Annotated in this window: 13 protein-coding genes and 1 pseudogene; 5 read left to right on the top strand and 9 right to left on the bottom strand. The window is 70.3% G+C overall.

The window, feature by feature from the left end:
* Positions 1-99: 99 nt before the first annotated feature.
* The 7 genes from FL344_RS24630 to FL344_RS24600 all read right to left on the bottom strand — a co-directional run bounded on the left by FL344_RS24630 (position 100) and on the right by FL344_RS24600 (position 10,572).
* Positions 100-1,134, bottom strand: a complete 1,035-nt coding sequence (locus FL344_RS24630) for a methyltransferase (RefSeq protein ID WP_141620233.1) — start codon at positions 1,132-1,134, stop codon at positions 100-102.
* On the bottom strand, positions 1,131-1,979 hold the full coding sequence (locus tag FL344_RS24625) for a tryptophan 2,3-dioxygenase family protein (protein WP_011550857.1): 849 nt from the start codon (positions 1,977-1,979) through the stop codon (positions 1,131-1,133). The genes FL344_RS24630 and FL344_RS24625 overlap by 4 nt, the downstream gene beginning before the upstream one ends.
* 85 nt (positions 1,980-2,064) lie before the next feature.
* The gene (locus FL344_RS24620; RefSeq protein WP_090485883.1) at positions 2,065-2,475 is read right to left on the bottom strand and encodes a response regulator; all 411 of its coding nucleotides are present in this window, start codon (positions 2,473-2,475) and stop codon (positions 2,065-2,067) included.
* Positions 2,468-5,413: a response regulator gene (locus FL344_RS24615; protein WP_141592798.1), complete on the bottom strand. Its 2,946-nt coding sequence runs from the start codon at positions 5,411-5,413 to the stop codon at positions 2,468-2,470. Before FL344_RS24615 ends, FL344_RS24620 begins: the two co-directional genes overlap by 8 nt.
* A gap of 3 nt (positions 5,414-5,416) precedes the next feature.
* On the bottom strand, positions 5,417-6,577 hold the full coding sequence (locus FL344_RS24610; protein ID WP_020478996.1) for an FIST signal transduction protein: 1,161 nt from the start codon (positions 6,575-6,577) through the stop codon (positions 5,417-5,419).
* Between the two features lie 29 nt (positions 6,578-6,606).
* Positions 6,607-8,502 carry a cytochrome C gene (locus tag FL344_RS24605; RefSeq protein ID WP_141620232.1) on the bottom strand — a complete coding sequence of 632 codons (1,896 nt, stop codon included), beginning with the start codon at positions 8,500-8,502 and terminating at the stop codon, positions 6,607-6,609.
* Positions 8,503-8,727: 225 nt separating this feature from the next.
* Positions 8,728-10,572 carry an ATP-binding protein gene (locus FL344_RS24600; RefSeq protein ID WP_141620231.1) on the bottom strand — a complete coding sequence of 615 codons (1,845 nt, stop codon included), beginning with the start codon at positions 10,570-10,572 and terminating at the stop codon, positions 8,728-8,730.
* A 230-nt stretch (positions 10,573-10,802) separates the two neighbouring features.
* Here FL344_RS24600 and FL344_RS24595 point away from each other — a divergent pair, with 230 nt between their 5' ends.
* The 5 genes from FL344_RS24595 (at position 10,803) to FL344_RS24575 (ending at position 18,077) form a co-directional block, all read left to right on the top strand.
* Positions 10,803-13,856 (top strand): helicase-related protein, encoded by a 3,054-nt coding sequence (locus FL344_RS24595; protein ID WP_194863236.1) that lies wholly within the window; start codon positions 10,803-10,805, stop codon positions 13,854-13,856.
* Positions 13,857-14,001: 145 nt separating this feature from the next.
* Positions 14,002-14,811 carry a TadE/TadG family type IV pilus assembly protein gene (locus FL344_RS24590; RefSeq protein ID WP_090485864.1) on the top strand — a complete coding sequence of 270 codons (810 nt, stop codon included), beginning with the start codon at positions 14,002-14,004 and terminating at the stop codon, positions 14,809-14,811.
* A complete protein-coding gene (locus FL344_RS24585; RefSeq protein WP_141620229.1) occupies positions 14,790-16,328 on the top strand; it encodes a pilus assembly protein in 1,539 nt (512 codons plus the stop codon). The genes FL344_RS24590 and FL344_RS24585 overlap by 22 nt, the downstream gene beginning before the upstream one ends.
* A 1-nt stretch (position 16,329) precedes the next feature.
* Complete coding sequence (locus FL344_RS24580) at positions 16,330-17,280, top strand: hypothetical protein (protein ID WP_194858560.1); 951 nt, start codon at positions 16,330-16,332, stop codon at positions 17,278-17,280.
* A complete protein-coding gene (locus FL344_RS24575; protein WP_141620228.1) occupies positions 17,277-18,077 on the top strand; it encodes a hypothetical protein in 801 nt (266 codons plus the stop codon). The genes FL344_RS24580 and FL344_RS24575 overlap by 4 nt, the downstream gene beginning before the upstream one ends.
* Positions 18,078-18,080: 3 nt before the next feature.
* Here FL344_RS24575 and FL344_RS24570 read toward each other — a convergent pair whose 3' ends face one another.
* Both FL344_RS24570 and FL344_RS24565 read right to left on the bottom strand, forming a co-directional pair.
* Positions 18,081-18,644: a hypothetical protein gene (locus FL344_RS24570; RefSeq protein WP_090485852.1), complete on the bottom strand. Its 564-nt coding sequence runs from the start codon at positions 18,642-18,644 to the stop codon at positions 18,081-18,083.
* 3 nt (positions 18,645-18,647) lie between these two features.
* Positions 18,648-19,113: pseudogene (locus FL344_RS24565) on the bottom strand (hypothetical protein); the annotation flags it as partial.

Genomic DNA, 19,113 nt, shown 5'->3' with positions numbered 1-19,113 from the left:
GGTGTTCCCATTCTACCAGCGCTTCTCTGGCGCGGTGCGGTGGGGCCGGTGACACGTGGCGGACAAGCAGGTGACCCCACCTGTGGGGTCCTGTCGTTTTTACCGGTGGGCCAGGATGAGCTCGAAGGGGCCGGGCAGGACTTCGGCGTCCTTGAAACCCGTCTCGTCCAGGACGCGCAGGTAGTGCTCCACCTCGCGCAGGCGGCTCACGCAGGTGTCCACGCCCATGAGGAAGTAGGACCAGAAGAACTGGGCCGCCAGCCGCTCCGGGGTGCGGAACTCCTCGCAGATGAGGACGCGGCCACCGGGCGGGAGCGCGTCGCGCGCGGCCACGAGCAGCGCGCGCGCCGTGTCCGCGGGCCAGTCATGCAGCACCCGCACGAAGCAGAGCGTGTCGTAGCCGCCGGGCAGCGGCTCCCGGAGGAAGTCTCCGCCCTGGAAGCCCAGGCGCTCGGGGGAGAGTCCAAAGCGCTCGCGGGTGCGCGCCACCAGCGGCTCGGTGGCGGGCAGGTTGAACACGTCCACGTGAAGGCCCGGGTGCTCGCTCGCCAGGTGAGCGGCCAGCGTGCCGTCGCCCCCGCCCACGTCGAGCACGCGGCCGCCGCGCTCCCAGAGCCGGTCGCGGTGGGCGCGGAACGTCTCCAGGATGGGGGGCAGGCCCGCGGCCATGCTGGCCTCGAAGCCCGCCACCTGCTCGGCGGTGCGCGGAGGCCAGTCGAAGGCGGCGGGGGGCATGGAGCGCTCACCGCGCAGCACCTGCGGAAGCCGCCCGTGCAGCTCATGCCAGGCGTAGCGCTCCCGGTCCTTCTCCAGGGACTGTGGGCCCAGCACGGCCTGGGCGGCGGCGCGCAGGCCCGGGACGGCCTGGTAGCGCGCGGACTCCAGCGCGTCGGTGGGCTGCTCGCGCCGCACCAGCCCCAGGCTCTCCAGGCAGTCGAGCAGCTTGTAGAGCCGCGCGGGCACCAGCCGGTGCCGCGCCGCCAGCTCTCCCAGGGTGACGGGGCCCGGCTCCAGGGCGTCCAGCAGTCCCAGGTCCAGGGAGGCCTCCAGGACGTCCACGGCGCGGGCGCCGTTGTACAGCAGGTGGAGCAGTGCGCGAGGGGTGGAAGCCAGGGCCGTGGCCTCCCCCTTCATGGCTGTTCCACCTGCATCCTGGCGGCGTGCGCCATGGGGCAGCCGCCGCCGGGAGGGGCCCGGTTGGCACCCGGGGCGATGCCGCCCTCGCGCTGCCACCCGGACGTCAGCTCCAGCCGCACGTCCCAGAGCTGGCGGAACAGCGGCAGCATCATCCGCCCCGCGAGCACCTGCGTGGGCAGGCCGTCCAGGGCCTTCACGGTGCGGTCCACGCCAATGGTGCGGCGCACCAACTGGAAGTGGGCATGGAGCCAGCCCTGGAAGGCCTCGTCCATGTCCACCAACTGCTCGCAGATTCGCTTCAAGTCGTCCGGGCCACCCGAGGTGTACACGGACGCCAGCGCCAGCCCGCGCCGCGCGAGCAGCCGGTCCAGGGCGCCTTCCAGCCCCAGCGCCACCCGCCGCAGCATGTTGTAGCCGGGGGACTCCTGGCCGCTGCCGTTGCCCAGGCTGCGCCGGATGACCTGGTAGGTGTCCGGCGTCATCGTCTCCAGGATGGCCAGCTCCTGCTTCACCGCCTGGAGCACCCGGCAGATGCGCTCCAGCCGCGACGAGGCGGCCCACAGCGCGTCCCGGTCCAGCTCCGCCACGACTTCCACCGCCTCGCGCGAGGCCAGCTTCAGCCAGAGCTCCTGCGCCTGGTGCACCACCTGGAACATCAGCTCGTCGTGGGCGACGCGCTCGCCGTCCGGCGCCTGCAGCGACAGCAGCGTGGGTGTCTTGAGGTAGACCTCGTAATCGAGCTCGCCCTTGCCCACCCACTTCTTCAAGAGGGGGTTGAAGAGAGGCTCTGCCAGTTCGAGTCGTAGTTTTTCGGCGTGACTGTAATCGATGGACGCGCTCATACGGCCCTCCTGAGTAGGGGGAGCTCGGAAGGTGTGGAATCGCGGGCCCCGTCCCAACGGGACCCGCGGGCATGTCATCCGGCGTTCAGGTGGTGGGAGCGGGCGTCGGGGTGGGCGGCCGGGGCTTCAGGTGGAAGGCGCGCAGGCGCTGTGCCAGCTCCTCGCCCTGCACGCTTTTAGAGATATATCCGTCCGCACCGGACGCGAGCGCCAGTGAGCGCAGCTTCGATTCGTCGGATGCTGAATAGAGGATGAACTTCGTCTTCGGCAGCGCGTACTGGCGCGCCAGGTTGACGACCTTGTCGCCCTTGAGCGCGGGGAAGTTCACGTCGATGAGGACGAAGTCCGGCTCCACCGAGCGGACGAGGTTGGAGACACCCAGCGCGGAGGTGTGCGTGAGCACCTCGAAGCCGTAGGCGCTCAGCGAGCGCTGTACGAGGTCGAGCAGGTCCGGGTCGTCGTCCACCACCAGGACGCGCGCTTTTTCTTCAGACATGGGTTCTCCCTAGATGCTTTCGAATCATCTCGAGCAACTGGTCACGATCAAGGGGCTTGGTGAGGTACGCGGTGCAACCGGCCGCGTGCGCCTTGTCCTGGTACTCCCGCCCCGCGTGTGCCGTCACCGCGATGACGGGTACATTGGCCGCGGCGGGTAGGGCTCGCAACCTGCGGGTGACTTCCCAGCCGTCCAGGCGGGGAAGCGACAGGTCCATCAGGATGAGGTCCGGGGCGTCGCGGATGGCGCGCTCCAAGCCGTGCTCGCCGTCCTCCGCTTCGATGACTTCGAAGTGGCCGTTGAGGTAGCGGCGGACGATGTCGCGGTTCTGCGCGCTGTCCTCCACATAGAGGATGCGGGCCAGCTTGCCGGCGCTGGCGGCGCGCTGGGACAGCAGCAGGCCCTTGGCCTGGGCGATGACATCCTCCAGCGCGTGGCCGCCCTTCTTCACGAAGCCGGCGAATCCGTCACGCAAGAGGGCCTCTTCCTCCGCGGAGAGCGTCTTGCCGGTGAGCACCACCACGGGCACCTGGAGCTTCTCCGCGCGCAGCCGGCGCAGGACCTCGAAGCCGTCCAGGTTGGGCATCATCAAATCCAGCACCACCAGGGCGGGCGGGGACACGCGCGCCTTGAGCAGGGCGTCCTCGCCGCTGCGGGCCTCGGAGGTGGAGAAGCCGGCGCGGCGCAGGTTGCGGCTGACCAGCTCGCGGGTGGCCGAGTCGTCGTCCACCACCAGCACCTCACCCACGCTGGTGGAGGTGCCGGAGGACTGATGGAGGCTGCGCTGCACCACCTCCACCAAGCGGTCCGGCTCCACCGGCTTGACCAAGTACTCGCACGCGCCCAGGGAGAAGCCGCGCGCGCGCTGCTCCTCCACGGAGATGAGGATGACGGGGATGCCGGCCAGCGAGGGCTCGCTCTTGAGCTGGCTGAGCACCGACCAGCCGTCCAGCTTGGGCAGGTGGATGTCCAGGAGGATGGCCTGGGGCCGCAGCTCGCGGGCCCGCTTGAGGGCCGCGATGCCGTCCTCGGCCACCACCACCTTGAAGCCCGCGGGCTCCAGTTGTCCGGCCACCAGCTGCTGGATGAGCGGGTCGTCGTCCACCACCAGCACCGTGCTGCCCGGCTGGGCCATGGTGCCCACGTGCTGGGCCACTTCCGACACGGGCACGCCGCGCTCCAGGTGCGGCCCGCCGCCGTTGTCCGGCGTCTCCAGCGTGGTGGGCAGGCGCACCGTGAAGGTGGTGCCGCGGCCCAGCGTGGACGTCACGGTGACATTGCCGCCCAGCACGCGGGACAGCTCGCGGACGATGGCCAGCCCCAGGCCGGTGCCGCCCACCTTGCGCGTGGTGGAGCCGTCCACCTGGCGGAACTTCTCGAAGATGAAGGGCAGCTCGTCGGAGGGGATTCCGACGCCGGTGTCCTCCACCGTCATGATGACTTCGCTGCCCGCGGGCACCAGGCTCAGCGCCACCTCGCCCGCGTCGGTGAACTTGGCGGCGTTGCTGAGCAGGTTGAGCATGATCTGCCGCAGCTTCAGCGCGTCCGAGCGGAGCATGCGGGCGGACGGGTCGATGTTGGTGGTGAGGGCCACGTCCTTGCCCTTGAGGTACTCCTTCACCGTGGCCAGGCACTCCTCGGCCAGCTCCTGCACGTCCACCTGCTCGGTGACGACCTCCACGCGGCCGGACTCAATCTTGGACAGGTCCAGGATGTCGTTGATGAGCGCCAGCAGCGTCTTGGCGTTCGTCTTCACGACGTTGAGGTCGCGGCGGCCGTGCGCCGTCAGCCGTTGGCCCTCCTCGCGCATCAGCAGGTCGCAGTAGCCGATGATGCCGTTGAGCGGGGTGCGGATTTCGTGGCTGAAGTTGGCCAGGAACTCGCTCTTGAGGCGGGCGGCGGCTTCGGCTTCCCGGGCGCGCTCCTCCTCGTTGCGCTTGGCCACCGCCAGCTCCTGGGCCAGCCGGTCCAGGTCCTCGTTCTGCTGACGGATGATTTCCATCTGCAGCGCGCGCTGCTGGTAGGACGCCAGCGAGCGGGCGGACACGGCGCGGGTGCGCTTGATTTCCTCCAGGCTGGCGGCGAGCTGCTTGTTGGCCGCCTCCAGCTCCGCCTTGGACGCGCGCAGCATCTCTTCGTGATGCTTGCGCTCGGTGATGTCCTCGGTGACGCCCATCACGTAGCGGGCCACGCCGTGCTCGTCGAGCAGGGGCAGCTTGCGCGTGGCGAAGATGCGGTCCACGCCGTCGGCGCGGGCCACCTCCTCGAAGGACTTCATCTGCTTGGTTTCGAGAATCTCCGTGTCGATGGCGATGAACGACTCGGCCTGCTCCTTGGGGAAGTAGTCGTGGTCCAGCTTCCCCAGCAGCCATTCCTTGGTGACGCGGAAGGCGTCCGCGAACGTCTTGTTCGCCACCACCAACCGGCGCGTCTGTGCGTCCTTCACGAAGAGGACGAACGGAATCGCGTCGATGATGTTCTCCATCAGGTAGTTGGTGCGCTCCAACTGCACCGCGGTGGCGGTGTGGCGGCGGCGGTCCGCCGTCATCCGCAGCTCGCGCTGCACCACGGGCGCCAGGCGGCTGAAGCGGTCCTCGGTGATGTAGTCGAGCGCTCCGGCGCGCACGCTGGCCTCCAGCGTGGCCTCGCACCAGTCGCGCGACAGCACCACGAAGGGCAGCTCCTTGCCGTGCTTGCTCCACAGCGCCTGGACCTCGGCGAAGCCCATGTCGGGGACTTCCGAGCCGCACAGCACCAGGCCCCACGTGCGTGACAGCGCGGCCTCCGCCGCGGCCGCCGTGGTGGCGCGCTCCGTCACCACCGCCACGCCCGCGTGCTGGAGGGCTTCCTCCACGCGTTGGCACTCACGCTCGCTGGCCACGAGCAGGAGCGATGCATTGTCCGCCGGAGAGTCAGAGGGAGGCTGCGAGGAGGCCATGGCTCAGTTCGCCCCGAAGACCAGCGCGGTCAGCGTGGTGTTGATGTGGAACCCCGAATAGATTTCGAAGTGCACGTTCATCCCAGCGGCGGTTGGCGCGGCCTTCAGCGTTTCCGCCAGTTGCTGCGCGGTGTTGGTGGCGCTGGCGTACCACATGCGTCCACCACAGTGAAAAAGCAGGGCGGCCTGGGGGTTCTGGACCCTGCGGGGTACCTCGTCGGTGAAGAAGCTGCGCGTCATGCCGGCCATGTCCCCCAGCTTCATCAGCTCCAGCTCGGTGCCTTCCTCCAGCAGGTTGGCGAAGAGGATGGAGCCATCCTCCTGCGGGCTCCAGGCGGCGCGGATGAAGTACTCCCGGCCCACGCGCAGCGCGGTGGGGCGCACGGCGAAGCCCCGGGGCGTGCCGAACTCCAGCTCCTCCACGCCCACGCCCAGGATTTCCGCGTAGCGTTTGGCCGCCGGGTGCCCGTCGATTTCGAGCGCGCGGGTGTGGCTCTCATCCACCTTGGTGATGGTGAGCTTCTCACCGGTGGGCACGTACCAGTGGGAGCGGAGCGCGGCCCAGGGCGCGCTCGTCTTGAAGAGCGCCACCAGCACCGCGTCGGTGGCGACCTCGCCATCCACGTGGACCATGGCGGACTGCTTGGCCGGGTCGCGGTTGGCGTCGCTGGCGCCGCCGCCCACCAGCACCAGCGTCTGGCACTTCTCCAGGATGCCGAGCAGCAGCTCTTCCTTCTTGTAGCGGAAGCCGTCGTCAATCACGAGGCCGACGAACCGGCGCGGGTCCAGGTCCTGCTGCCGCACGCCCAGGTCCTCGCACGCGCGCTTGATGGCGGCCGCGCCCGCGCTGATGGCGTCCACGGACAGGCCGGTGCCCAGGCCCAGGCCCACCTCGAAGTCACCGAAGAGGGCGCTCATCACCACGCTGCCCTCGTGGATGCCGGTGTTGTCCAGCTCGCCCGCGGTGGTGGCGCCAATCAGGCGCGTGTCCGCCGGAAGCCGCTGACGCACGGCGCGGTTGAGCGCGAGCTGGTCACGCTCCCGCGAGGCGAACATCGTCACCAGGCGGGGCGTGTCGCTGCCCAGTTGACTCAGGAGGTCCTCCGCGGCGGCATCTGGCTCCCTCAGCGTGGTGCGAGCCGTCTGCATCTTGACCTGAGCCATGGAGGAACTCCGAGGTGCGCGAGCGGGGGTTAGAGGCCGCTGCCGGGGTGCCGAGTATGACAGGCGCCGGTGCACTGCTGGAAAGACTCGGCGCCGCCCCCCACATACATGCTCTCGATGGGGCCGAATTGTGCCACGTGACTGTCAGGATAGCTCTTATGGCAGGACAGGCAGGCGGCCTTGCTGGTGCGCTGGATGCTCTCCTTCGTCAGGTGGCATGACGAGCACTGTTGGAGCGGTGCGTCAAAGCGGTTGGACCGCGAGTGGATGAAGTGGGTGCGCACGAAGATGGGGCCCTCCAGCTCGAAGGCGAGCGGGGCGTGGCACCCGGCGCACGCGGCGCGGTTGTCGTTGGCGTGCAGCACCACGCCCAGCTCACCGCCCTTGCTGTGGCAGGAGGTGCAGGGGCCGGTGGTGTGCTTGGGCTGGGTGCGCTGCGGGGTCCCCACCTGGATTTCAATGGTCGTCGACCCGGGGAGGTCCTCGCCCAGGTACACGCGGCGGCCCTTCACCGTCACCAGGTAGGTGCCGGGGGCTGCGTTGTCCGGCAGCTTGAACTGCCAGGTGTCCGTGTTGGGTTGGTTCCAGAGGTTCGGGTCGATGAACGCGCCGCCGAAGAGGACGTTGGCGAAGGGCAGGGTGGCGAACTGTGAGAAGACGCCGTCGCGCTCGGGCGTGGCGACCACCTGCTCGTCCACTTCGGGGTCCAGGAACGCCTCCAGCGCGACGATGGAGCGGATGGGCTGGATGTTCTGCGCCGGCCCGATGATTTGCGTCATCAGCATCCGCTCGCGGTGCTTGCGCCGGTAGTAGGTGGTCGTCGCGTCGAAGAAGGCCCGGTAGTACTGCAGCCCGGATTCGGTGCCGTCGGGGGCCACTTCGTTGTAGGGCGGCAGGTATCCCTTGTCGTGGAGCCGGTTGCCCGCACCGTCCCGCAGGGTGAGCTGGAAGCTGATTTCCGTGCCGGGGGCATAGGTGCCGTCCGGGCGAGGCGGGGTGAGGGCCTCCACGCCAATGCGGAAGCCGTAGGTGTAGCGCGCGTCGCGCACCTGCTCGACCGGGATTTCGTAGGGCGCGGCCGGACGCAGGCTCCAGCGCAGGCGCAGCGTGCGGGTGTCGGAGCGCAGCGTGAGCGTCTGACGCTGGGCGTGCTCGTACGCGTTGCGCAGCTCCAGGATGGCCTCTTCCTCGAACTGGGTGGAGGCCGAGCAGTCGTCGGGCGTGGCGCAGCCGGAGGCCGTCTGGATGCCGCGGAAGCGGCGGATGAAGAAGTCATCCATGCCCGCACGGCGCTGATGCTCGGTGCCCGCGTTGAGCAGGATGGGGACGCCGGTGAGCCGGCCGCGCGAGTCCACCGGCTCCACGATGAAGTGGCTGGGCAGGTCCATCCACGCCGCGTTCCGGAAGAAGCGGCGGCGGGTGTAGGGCCCCGGGGCGCCGATGGACTCCTGGTCCACCTGACGCACGCCCCACCAGCCCAGGCCGCCGAAGTCGCTCTGGGCGATGAGGTTGCGCAGGCCCTCGTCCTTGGTGGACGTGACGAAGGTGCGGATATCAATCTGGTTGATGAAGAAGGTGGAGCCCTCGCGCACGCGCAGCGGCTGTCCCACGCCGTTCTTCACCTCGAGCGCCAGCGCCACCGCGGGCGTCTTGTTGCCGGGCCAGGGCCAGCCACCGAGCAGCGACTGGGGATCCGCGTCCAGCAGCGTCTTCTCCGCGGACCCCGTGTCCAGCGAGCGTGTCTCCAGTGCGCGTGTCTCCAGCGAGACCGCGTCCGGCGCCTGCGTGTCCAGCGAGGCTGCGTCCGGGGTGTCCTGTCCGCCGCAGGCGAGCATCAGCCCTGCGAGCGACGCGAGCAGGGCCCGGGGGGCTCCAAGTCCACCCATGGTGCAACTCCTCGTACGTGTAAAAGCCGACGCCGCCATGGCGTCTGGGGCCAGTGGGCCGTGTTACCCGTCGCCTGTGGGGCGGTGTGGGCCGGGCCTCTCCCGTTTCCGGGTTTCCCCGGTTCAGGTCTTTTTAGCCGTACGAAGATTATCTGCAACGAACAGATTTGTTCAACTTCTGGGAAAACAATCCGCCTGGGGTCAAACCTGCTGTGTTTTCAAGGAGATGAATGCCTGCCCCGCAGGGCTGCCTCACCCACAAGGTCATACCTGCACTTCATTCACTGAGCAGGATTCCTTGTTTGTCCTGCGTGGAAGCTCAATCGTGAATTCCGAACCTTCCCCGGTTCGGCTCTGGACGTGAATGGTGCCCCCGTGGGCCTCGACGAGCTGGCGGACGATGTAGAGCCCCAGGCCGGTGCCGGGGTGCTGCCCGCCGGCATGGACGCGCTGAAATCGGCGGAACAGGCGCTGCTGTGCTTCCACGCCAATGCCGATGCCGCCGTCCCGGATGGCCAGGCGGACGCAGCGGGTGTCGGCCTGGACGCGAAGCTCCACGGGGTGGCCGCGGCCGAACTTGAGGGCGTTGCTCAGCAGGTTGGTGACGACGCGGTCCAGGCGCTGCCGGTCCCACTGGCCGGTGGCGCCTTCCTCCACGCGGATGCTGAGGGCGCAGCCCGCGGCGCTGGCCTGGTCGCGGTGGCGCTCCACCACCTCGCGCACCAGGTGCGCCAGGTCCAGCGGCTCCGTGTCCAGCACCATGCGGCCCGCTGACAGGCGGGACAGGTCCAGGAGGTTGTGCACCAGCCGGCCCAGGCGCCGCGTTTCGCCCTCGGCTCCGGCCAGGCCGTCGCGCAGCCGCGTGTCGGAGGTGCCGGCGCTCTGCATGGACAGGCGCCGCAGCCGTAGCTGGAGCGAGCTGAGTGGGTTGCCCAGGTCATGCGCGGCGATGCCGATGAGCTCCAGCGCGTCCTGCGCCTGCCCCAGCAGCCGGGCGTTGTCGAGCGCGAGCGCGGCGCGCGCCGCCAGCTCCTCCATGAAGGCCCGGTCCACCTGGCCGAAGCGGCGGTGCGTGCCGGTGGACAGCAGGCACAGCGCGCCCAGCACGCGGGAGCCCACCGCCAGCGGCACCGTGAGGGCGGACGTCACGCCCAGCGCGCACAGCAGCTCGCCGTGTGCGCTGCCTTCCAGCGCCGGCGGGAGTCGGGCGCCGTCCAGCTCCGGGAGCAGCTCGCTGCGGCCCGTGCGCACCACGCGGGAGGGGCCCACCTCGTCATCCTCCGGACAGCGCAGCAGCGGCTCCCACATGCGGTGGGTGGCGGCGATGTCCTCGCAGGCCACCGCGTGCGGACGCACCGTGCCGTCCTCGGAGGAGAGGAAGAGGATGCAGGCGTCGGCCACCTCGGGCACGCACAGCCGGGTGAGGGCCTCGCCCACTTCGCGCGCGCCCGACAGCGGCTGGAGCACGCGGCCGGCTTCCGCGAAGAGCGCCTGGGCCCGCTCCATCCGGCGGCGCTCGGTGATGTCGCGTGTCACCTTCACGAAGCCGCGCAGGCGCCCGTGCGCGTCGTACAGCGCGGTGAGCAGCGTCTCCGCCCAGAAGCGGCTGCCGTCGCGGCGCACCCGCCAGCCCTCCGCCAGCAGGCGCCCCTCGCGCGCGGCCCGCTCACGGTGCGCGCGGGGTACGCCCGCGGCCACCTCGTCCACCGGGTAGATGCGGTCCGCGTCGCGTCCGGCGAGCTCCACCTCGGACCAGCCCGTGAGGCGCTCGGCGCCCGCGTTCCACGCCGTCACCCGGCCGTGCTGGTCCAGGAAGCACAGCGCATAGTCCGTCACCCCGTCCATGAGGAGCTGCAGGTGCTGCTCGCTGGATTGGTGGCGCGCATGCAGCGGCGCCAGCGCGCGGTGGAGCACGAAGCCCAGCGCCGCCACGCAGGCCAGACCCAGCAGCCCCGCCAGGACGGCCTGGGGCTGGGCGCCGTGGCCCGGGGGCATGCTGGCTTGCGCGTAGACGGCGGACAGCAGCGTCGCGAGCAGCAGCAACCCGGCGAACAGGCAGGCGGACAGGCCGGCGCTCACTCGCTGGGCGAACGTCCAACGGCGCATCATGTGGTGACTCCCCCCCAAGGCATCCTTCCGGGCGTGCCGTCGGTGAGGAAAGCATCACCCAGACTGCCTGCTGGAAGACATCGTCCTGGTGGACGGGGTGGGTCCACCCCAGGGGCGCTCGGGCGGTGCGGTGCGGGCCTCCGGAGGGCGCTTCGTCCGACGAATGGCCGTCACGGGAAGCCGTCATGGAATGGCCTTCGTCCGGACAGGGGGTTATGAGCGGACGCTCCATGTCTCTAGTCGAAGGTTCGAAGGTCCGTTACCTCCCGCAGCCCGAATGGGGTGTGGGGCATCTGTTGTCGCTGCAGGAGGAGGGCGCCAAGGCGCTCGTCGCCTTTCCCGCTCGGGAAGACGCCCCGGTGCTGGTGTCCACCAAGGGTGGAGCCCTGGTGCAGTACCCGTTGCCTCCAGGCGAGCCGGTCATCACCTACAAGGGCCGCCTGGCGCTGGTGGTGCGCGAGGAGCCGGGGGCGCGCGGCCTGCGCCGCTACGTGCTGCGCTACGTGGAAAACGACGAGGAGGACGAGCTCCCTGAGTCCTCGCTGCGTGCGCTGCCGCCCCGCTCCGACCTGCTGTCCACCCTGCGCGAGGGCCGCGTGGGCGAGGCGCGGGCCTTCACGCTGCGCAAGCAGGCGCTGGTGCTGGACGACGAGCGCCGTTGCGACGCGCTGGGCGCGCTGCTGGCCAGCCGCATCATGGTGAAGCCGCACCAGGTGGGCGTGGTGCAGCGCGTGTTGTCCGCCAGCCGTCCGCGCTTCGTGCTGGCGGACGAGGTGGGCCTGGGCAAGACGATTGAGGCGGGCATGGTGTTCAGCGCGCTGCGCCTGTCCGGACTGGCGCGCCGCTGTCTGGTGGTGGCGCCCAGCCACCTCACCGTGCAGTGGCTGGTGGAGCTGTTCCACAAGTTCAACCAGCTCTTCACGCTGATGGATTCGGACCGCTACGCGCAGTCCCTGAAGGAAGCGCCGGAGGTGTCCCCCTGGGCGCGCTTCCCGCTGGTGGTGACCAGCCTGGAGATGCTCCAGCGCAGCGAGGAGCACCGCCGCGCGCTGGCCGGTGAGGACGCCTTCTGGGATTTGGTCATCATCGACGAGGCGCACCACCTCAAGGGCGAGCGCGCCTTCGAGGCCGCGCAGGTGCTGGCGAAGAACACGTGGGGCCTGTTGCTGCTCACCGCCACGCCCATGCAGTTGGACCCGGCGGAGTACCACGGCCTGCTCACCCTCATCGACGCGGCCACGGCGCCCTCCGTCGCGGGCTTCGAGGAGCGCCTCAAGCGTCAGGAGGAGCTGTCGGCCGCGGTGCGCGCGCTGATGGAGGGCGGCAAGCCGTCCGCCGCGGTGCAGGCGCTGGCGAAGCGCTTCCCCGAGGACGCGAAGCTGTCCTCGCTGAAGGACCGGGACGCGCTGCTGCAACACCTGTCGGAGACGTACAGCCTCAGTGACCGGCTGGTGCGCAACCGCCGCGCGGTGGTGGGCGGCTTCTCCACGCGCCGGCTGCACCGCCACCCGGTGACGCTGCCCGCCGAGGAGCTGAAGGTCCGCGACGCCGCGCTGGCGGTGCTCGCCGGGGCCAGCCTGCGCGGCGCGCCGCTGGGCAACGTGCTGCGCCGGCTGGAGTCCAGCCCCGCGGCCTTCGCGGGCGCGGTGCGCGCCAACCCCGTGTTCAAGGGCCACGCGGACGCGCTGCGGCTGCCGTCGCGCGACGCGAAGTTCAGCGCCTTCCTGGGCGTGCTGCGCGGCGTCTGGAAGTCGGAGCCGGCGGCGAAGGTGCTCGTCTTCACGGAGAGCCGCGACACGCTGGACGCGCTCCAGTCCGAGCTGGGCCGCGAGGGCGTGGAGGCGCTGGGCTACCACGGTGACTTGCCCCTGGTGGAGCGCGACCGGCAGGTGGCGCGCTTCCGTGACCCGGAAGGGCCCAAGGTGCTGTTGTGCACGGAGGTGGGCGGCGAGGGCCGCAACTTCCAGTTCGCGCATCACCTGGTGCACTACGACCTGCCTTGGAGCCCGGCCACGGTGGAGCAGCGCATTGGCCGGCTGGACCGCATTGGCCAGACGCACCCGGTGGAGATTCACGTCTTCGACCCGGCGGGCACGCTGGCCTCCGACGTGCTGATGCTGCTGGCGGACGCCGTGGGCGTCTTCGGCGAGACGGTGGGCGGCCTGGACGCGGTGCTGGAAGAGGTGGAGGCGCGGCTCGCCGAGCTGGCGCTGATGCCGCGCGAGGCCCGCATGGCCTACGCGCAGGAGCTGAAGGCCCGCGTGGAGGCGGCGCGCGCGCAGGTGAAGCGCGCCTATGACCCGCTCCTGGACGTGCGCAGCTTCGACCGGCCCGCGGTGGAGCGCCTGGTGAAGCGTGCCCAGGAGCGCATGGGCATCGAGGCCGACGAGGAGGACGAGGACGGCGAGGCGGAGGCGTCCAGCGTGGAGGATGGCCTGTGGGGCATCGCGCGCGACCTGGACGAGCGGCTGGAGGAGACGGTGACGGAGCTGGCGCGCCGGGTGGGCATCGGCGTGGACACCGACGAGCAGGTGGAGGCTTTCCAGGTGGCCTTCCAGTTCGGCCACGCGCTGAAGGTGGACGGACTGCCGGGTATCGACGTGATGGAGGACCGCACGCAGCTGGGCACCTTCTGGCGCGACACCGCGGTGGAGGCGGAGGAGCTGGAGTACTTCGCCACCGGCCACCCGCTGGTGGAGGCGCTCTTCGGCTTCCTGCGTGACGGCCCCTACGGGCGCAGCGCCTTCCGCTTCATCGAGCGGCGTGGACCCCAGAAGGGACGCGGCGTGGAGCTGCTCTTCCACGTCCAGCTGCCGGAGCCGGAGGACACGTCCCCGGGAGCCCGCGTGCCCAGCCGCCAACTGGCGCGCTTCCTGGAGCGCACGTTGGTGCACGTCGCGGTGGTGGATGCGGGCGGCAAGCCCAAGTCCGACCCCACGCTGCTGCCCGCGCTGGAGAAGGAAGGGAAGTCGCTCAAGGGTGACGAGGTGTCGCTTGCCTTCCCCGGCTTCGCGGACTTCGTGGACGCGGCGGTGCCCGTGGGCCAGAAGGCCGCCGAGGCGGAGCTGGCGAAGCTGGCCACCCGGGCGCGCAAGGCCATTGAAGCCGAGCGCGACGCCGCCGTGGCCCGCCTGCGCCTGTCCCTGGGGCACCAGGGCCTCTCCACCGAGGCCGTGGAGGCGCAACTGGACGCGGAGCGCACCCACTACGCCCGGCTGCTGGACGCCCTGGCAGGTGCCAAGGTGGTGCTCGACTCCGCCTGCGGCTTCGTCCTCAACCGCTGAAGGCGCCTCGCCCAAGGTCCGCTTGTTGACGCGCTGCGCCGTATTGCTGGGACTTCAAGAATTGCTGGTTTTGTTCTCCTAGTGAAATCGCGCGTCTTCAGGACAACGGGCCATTTGACCGATTCCTCAATCAACGAGAAATAGGATGGTGGAGGCTCGTATGATCCACCGAGGCACCCCACGCACACGACGTCAGTCGGGACAGGCCGCGGTGGAAGCGGCGCTGACCCTTCCGCTGGTGGTGTTCCTTGTCCTGGGGACACTGCAGCTCTTCATGATGCTTCAGGCCCGCATCCTGGCGCAGGTGGCGGCATACCGGGCGGTGCGCGCGGGTAGCATCAACCACGGCAACTGCCTGCCGATGATGCACGCGGCGCTGGTGACCATGCTGCCCACGGTGGCGCGCACGGACAGCTCGGCAACCCTGGCGGCGGCCTTTTCCCCCCGCCGTCACAACCAATTCCGGGTGCGCAACTCCTACGGGCGCGACTTCAACGAGCCGTTGATTGAAATCGTCCGGGAGTCGCCGGATGCCGGCTGGGCGCAGGAGCTGACGGGGGGCGAGGACCTGCTCTTTGATCAGCCCACGGACAACGCGGCGGCGCTGCGAGCCCGCACGTTGGAGATACGCATGGTGGCCTGGTACTACATGCGCGTCCCCTTCGCGAACTGGGTGATGAGCCGCATGCTGCTGGCCCACTTCCGGCTCCGGCGCTACACGGCGGCCAACCCGCTGATGCCGGTGCAGCGCCGCTCCGCGTGGTGGGGTGAGACGAGCGCCACGCTGGGGCGCGACGGCTGGCCCGGCGGTGATTTGGGCACGCGCATGGTGCGCTGGAGCGACCAGGGACACTTCGTGTTCCCCATCCAGGTCAACGCGGCCATGCGAATGATGACGCCCGTCATGTCCGAGTACTTCATGGGAGGTCCCGCGTGCAATCTCCACGGCTCGTGAGGCACTCGCGGCGAGGTCAGGCGCTGGTGCTGTTCGCGCTGACGCTGCTGCTGCTGACGTTGATGGTGCTGATGACGCTGGGCTTCGGCATGCGCGCCAAGGAGCGCGTCGAAATCCAGATGGCCGCCGACGCGGCCGCCTACAGCCAGGCGGTGGCCACGGCGCGCGCCTTCAACGCCATCGCGGTGATGAACCGCGCCCAGGTGGCGCACATGGTGGCCATGGCCGGCACCCAGTCGCTCATCAGCCACAGCAGCCAGGAATACGCGGCGCACGACGTGGCCTGCCCCGGCTCCATCCCGCCGCCGGTGTGGTTCGCCGCGGACGCGGCCGCCGCCGTGCAGGTGCAGCAGCTCCAGGGGCGGGCCGGCAACCTGTTCCAGGCCGGGCTCAACATCTACGGCAAGCTCCTGAGCGAGCACATCGCGGAGCAGGAACTCACCCGGCGTGTCGCGCAGGCGGTCAACCCGGAGCTCCGCGCGCCGTCCGCTGGCGCGGCCAAGAGCTTCTCCGAGCTCAATGGTGGCAACGACGTCCCCGAGCGCGATGCCGTCATCCAGTCCATCAAGGCGGGCACCTATGGCTGCGGCGTGGGGGACGGCGCGCTCTGCCCTTCGGGCGGCGGCACCCCCGCGCTCAACGCCACCATGGGGAGCATGGGGTGGACGTGGGTCCACAACCGTCCGGGAGGCACCGCCGGTTTCGGCACCGGCGGCGCCGCCATCTCCACCAGCTTTCGCCGCTACGGCTCGGTGTCGCAGATGGACCCCGCGACGTACGACACCGTGTCGGGCCGCAACTCGACGGCGCATGACCACGGGCGCGTCGTCATCCCCACGCGCTGCACCCGAGCTCCGACGCTTCCGCCCATCGCGACGGATGCGTGGGTGATGTCCGACGAGGAGCAGACGCACGAGGACCAGCACGTCTACGGCGCGCGCATGCCCCCGGGCCAGGCGCCGGAGGACGGCAAGCCAACCTACGAGACGCACACGCTGGGCGCGTGCGTGGTGTGCCCCGGCATCTGGCCCTACTCCGTTGGCTACAACGTGGACGAACTGCACGCGGGCGCGTCCAACCACTACGGCCAGCCCAAGCTGTACAGCATGCTGTACCGGGACTACGCGAGCGCGGAGCGCCGGGCCCGCCCGGACCCGTGGAACCTCTTCTTCCGCTTCCGCTTCGCGGGGACCGAAACAGAGTTCGACAACAGCAGCCCGCTGGGCCGCATCCGCCCCACGGGCCGCGAGGACGTGCACCGCAACCAGGTGGCCCTCTCCGCCGGCATGGTCTACTACCACCGGCCCCGGCCCGCGGCGCAGGGCGGCGGCTGGCGCGAGCCTCCCAACTTCCTCAACCCCTTCTGGCGCGCCACGCTGGTGAGCGCGGAGGGCGCCCGGGATGACCGGCCCGCGGACAGCCTGTCCGCCGCTGGCTTCTCCGGGCACGCGCGGGCGCTGCGAGAGCTGCACTCCGTGGGCTACCGGGGCGGTGGCCCCGGCGACAGGGGCTACTGACATGCGGGTTCGCCATGCACGAGGCCAGTCGCTGGTGGAGACGGCGCTGGGGGTGATGGTGTTCGTCACCATCCTGCTGTTCGGCATCTACTTCGCCGAAGTGGGCGCGCTGACGCTCAAGGTGCAGGAGGCCGCCAACTTCGCGATGTGGAACGCCACCGGTCGGGTGATGCACGACCCGCAGGACAACGAGTGGGGCCGACGGGGCACGGTGCTCGCCGCCGAGGCGGAGGCCAATGGCCGCTACGCGGACTTCGACGGACGTCAGCGCATGGGCCGCACGGGCGTGGCCGTCCAGCAGGCCATTGCCCGCGCGCAGCCCATCCAGGTGGATTGCCGCCCGGAGCTGCCGGGCACCGTGCGCGGCCTCTCCATGGCGGACGCCGACCCGGACCTGGCCGGCACCATCGCCATGGGGACGCAGGGCATGGGGTGCACCGCGTCCTCGAGCATTCGCGGCGTCCGGATTGGCCGCTATCTGGAGAATGGCCGGGAGGGGTTCTTCAAGGTGTCCCAGCGCCGGGCCGCTGATGCCTTCACGGTGTGCGCCGCCGGGCGCGCCTCGGGCGGCCGCTGCACGGCGCGCTTCGGCATGCTGCTGGATGACTGGGGGCTGGGCGGCGTGGAGGAGGGCCGGGCCTGCGCGCTCAACGTCAACGGCGCGCGCCGGTGCGCCAACCCGGACTACTACGAGTGGGCGCAGCGCGTGTACCGGGCCAACGGTGCGGGGGGGAACGCCGGCTCCATGCTCGCGGCAATCACCGGCGCGGCCGGCGTCAACGAGGACCAGTTCTTCATGAGCTTCCGCGGCGAGGAGGACAACTACGAGGAGAACCTCGGCTCCACGCACGCCGGCGGCCAGACGCGCTGGGAGGTGACGCCCTTCGACGCGCCCAACATCCGCTCGTACAAGGTGGGCCGCGCGAACCACTGGCTCGGGGTGCCGCGGTGACGTGGCGCCGGGGGCTGCTCGTCACGGCGTGCCTGCTCGGCGCGGCGCCGGTGGTGGCCCAGGGCACGGCGGCGAAGGCACCCGTGGCCGCACAGGGCCCGGCGGGCAAGGCACCCGCCGCGTCCCCGGCGCAGCCCGAGGCTCCCGCGCGGCCGCGCTTCGCCTGGCCCCGCGTGCAGGTCATCGACACCGTCGAGTCGAACGAAATCGTCGAGGCAGGGGGCATCCCTGTCGCGCTGCGCGCCGTGCACGCCAAGGAGCGGATGGATGCCCTGGTGCAGCGCTTCGCGGACGCCTTCATCCAGGCGGGCCTGCACCTGCCACCGGGCCACGAGCAGCCGCAGCTCGCCAGCGGCGCGGTGATGCTCACCGCCATCGACGGCCACCGGGGCATCACCTACACCGTCATCTTCCAGCCGCAGCCGGACCGCACCACGATGATGTACCTCGGTGAGGCCAATCACGCCCTGCGCAGGGACCCGGCGGCGGCGGGGGACTTCGCGCCCATGCCGCCCCAGGCCAGTCAGGTGCTGCGCGTCAACAGCGAGAGCTCACGCACGCTCGCCTTCCACGTCCCATTGTCTGGCGAGGCCGTGGACGCCTTCTACGCCCAGGCGCTCACGCGCGCGGGCTGGAGGCTGGAGGAAGGGGAGACGTCCTTCTACGTGCGCACGGGCGAGGAGCTGCGCGTGGTGCACGAGCCGGGCGAGGGGAATCAGCGGGCCGTGGTGCTGGTGTACCGAGGCGGGCGAAGCGTGCCACCGCCGCCACCTGGGCCCGCCGCCGTCGTGCGCTGAAGCTCAGGCGCGCAGCTTCTCGCGCAGCGCCTTGGCGCGGCCCTGCATGTCTGGGTCCATGCTCGTCAGCTCGACGGACTTCAGGCGCTGGTCCAGGCTCTGCGGCACCTTGGTCTTCAGCTTGCCTTCCTCCCCGAGCACTTCCAGCTTCGCCAGCGCCTTGTCGACGATGCGCTCGCGCGGGTGGTCCAGCAGGCTGTCGAGGAAGTACGCATCCTCGGGCAGCTCCGGGTACTTCTCCAGGTAGTCCACCACGGCCTTCACCCAGTCGGCGCGCGTCTCCGATTCGGTGACCTTCTGCATGGCCTGCTTCTGGGCCTTGCGCTTGCCCTCGGGGTCGAACGTCTTCGCCAGCCCCTCCGGCAGCTCGCCGCCGGTGAAGAGCGCGTCCGCGGCGGCCTTGTACTTCTGGTAGCTCGCGCTGCGCTCCAGCTTCTGCTGCGCGGGGTCGTCCTGGCGGGAGGCGTACTTGCTGCCCTTGCCGCGCCCCGCGTCGATTTCGCGCCAGCTCTTGTTGCGCTTGCCGGAGAAGCCGCCGCCGCCGTTGTCGTCCCTGTCCTTGGCCATCCTTCATCTCTCCTTGCGAGCGCCCCACAGCGCCGCCAGTCCGCGATGGACGAGGCGCCGCACCACCTCCAGTTCCTGGGAGGACAGGGGCTGCTCCTCGTCCTGCTCCGCCTCGAAGAGCGCCTCGTCCGCGTAGTCCTTCAGCGGCTGAGGCACTGGCGGGGCATCCGTGTCCGCCTCCAGCACCGCCGGCTTGATGGACGTGAGTCCCGGCGGCCAGCCCAGCTCCAGCATGGCGTACAGCTCGAGGAGCAGGTGGCGGGCGACGCCATATCCTTCGTCCGTGAGCGCCGCCGCGTCAAGCGCGCCCAGCAGCGCGTCCTGCCGGTTTTCGAAGGCATGGGTGAAGCGCGTGCGCGTCTTCTCGTCGTCCTCCAAATAACGCCAGGCGGCCTCCACGAATTCGCCCGTGGGCGTCCCCGGGTGGAAGGGCGCGGGCGCGGGGGCCTTCACCTTCTTTGTGCGGGGC

Origin of the sequence: Myxococcus sp. AB036A (assembly GCF_006547355.1) — a bacterium.
GTDB lineage: Bacteria > Myxococcota > Myxococcia > Myxococcales > Myxococcaceae > Myxococcus > Myxococcus virescens.
This window is presented reverse-complemented; position numbering and strand designations above follow the sequence as displayed.